This is a genomic window from Bacillus sp. JJ1503 (assembly GCF_036965125.1).
Classification (GTDB): domain Bacteria; phylum Bacillota; class Bacilli; order Bacillales; family Cytobacillaceae; genus Cytobacillus.
The window spans coordinates 1-1,670 of record NZ_JBALOZ010000411.1 but is presented as its reverse complement, the minus strand read 5'-3'; the positions used below and the strand labels follow the sequence as shown (position 1 = coordinate 1,670).

The 1,670-nt window shown below is 40.2% G+C and carries 2 protein-coding genes; both read left to right on the top strand.

What is annotated here, in order from left to right; translation table 11 throughout:
- Positions 1-494, top strand: a 494-nt coding sequence (gene vrrA, locus V7149_RS23985; protein ID WP_335348086.1) for a VrrA/YqfQ family protein, incomplete at its 5' end; no start/stop codon positions are given.
- 189 nt (positions 495-683) lie between these two features.
- Positions 684-1,622: a 4-hydroxy-3-methylbut-2-enyl diphosphate reductase gene (locus V7149_RS23980; protein WP_335348085.1), complete on the top strand. Its 939-nt coding sequence runs from the start codon at positions 684-686 to the stop codon at positions 1,620-1,622.
- The last annotated feature ends 48 nt before the right edge of the window (positions 1,623-1,670 follow it).

Sequence of the window (1,670 nt, the reverse complement as noted above, 5' to 3'; positions counted from 1 at the left end):
GCGGAGGATTTAGGGGACCAGGTGGACCACCGCAAATGAGACAGGGCGGCGGTGGCTTGCTATCCAAGCTGTTAGGCCGCGGGAACCAACAGGCTCGCGGTATAGGGGCTGGACCGCTGCAAACAGCAAGCAGAGCAGCCGGAGCTGGAGGTAACGGTGCAGGGGGAATCCTAAAAACTCTTAGTAATCCAGGGGCTATTTCAGGCTTCTTAGAAAATACACAGAAAGTATTAAACTCAGCTCAGCAATTCGGGCCAATGGTACAGCAATATGGGCCAATGGTAAAAAACATTCCAGCGATATGGAAGCTTTATCGAGGATTAAAAAACTCATCAGATGACACGGAAGAGAAAGCTCAGGAAAAAAAGGAGCCCGCCAAGACAAAAAAAACTGCTAAACAAACTAAGAAAAAAGAAGGGACATCCGAACAGATTTCCATTCAAAGCGAAAAAAAGAGTGAAATAGGAACCTCCATGCCGAAGCTTTACGTTTAAATAATCTGCTTACGGAATAATTTTTTATGTCCATGATGAGAAACACTACCTTTGGAATTCTCTTTTAGTATTATTATGATCAAATGTCCGATATAATAGTATACGTGATTTGTTCATTTATCCAATTGAACTAATATAACATAATTAGTCACCATATATAGATTCAAACTTAAGGGGGTTTCTTTGATCATGGAGATTATTAAAATTTCACCGCGGGGCTACTGCTACGGTGTTGTAGATGCCATGGTAATTGCGAGAAATGCTGCACTCGATAAAAATTTGCCTAGGCCCATTTATATTCTTGGAATGATTGTTCATAACAAACATGTAACCGATGCTTTTGAAGAAGAGGGCATCATTACACTTGACGGAAGCAATCGTTTAGAGATTCTTGAAAAGGTCGATAAAGGTACTGTTATTTTCACAGCACATGGAATTTCTCCTCAAGTGAGGGAATTGGCAAAGCAAAAAGGACTCATTACTATAGATGCAACGTGCCCTGATGTTACGAGAACCCATGATTTAATTAAGGAAAAAACAAAAGAAGGCTTTAAAATTATCTACATTGGCAAAAAAGGGCATCCAGAACCAGAAGGAGCTGTAGGAGTAGCTCCTAACGATGTTCACCTTGTTGAAACGATAGATGATGTCAATGCATTAAATATTCATAGCGAAAAAATTGTTGTCACGAATCAAACAACAATGAGCCAATGGGATGTTAAGCATGTGATGGAGCAAATTAAGGAGAAATATCCACATGCTGAATTCCACAAAGAAATATGCTTAGCAACCCAGGTTCGTCAGGAGGCTGTTGCCGAACAAGCCGGTGAAGCTGATGTCCTTATTGTCGTCGGCGATCCAAAAAGCAATAACTCAAACCGGCTCGCACAGGTTTCACAAGAAATTGCCGGAACAAACGCCTACCGTATTGCCGATGTAACTGAGCTAAATATTGAGTGGATTAAGAATGCATCAACCGTTGCCGTGACATCAGGAGCATCTACACCAACTCCAATCACAAAAGAAGTCATTTCATTTATTGAACAGTTTAATCCGAATGATGAAAGTACATGGGTAAAAGAGAAAAAAGTGCCATTAAATAAAATTTTACCAAAGGTTAAAAAATAAATAAAAAAGAGGGCATCCTAAAAAATGGCAGCCCTCCTTTTTTATAAG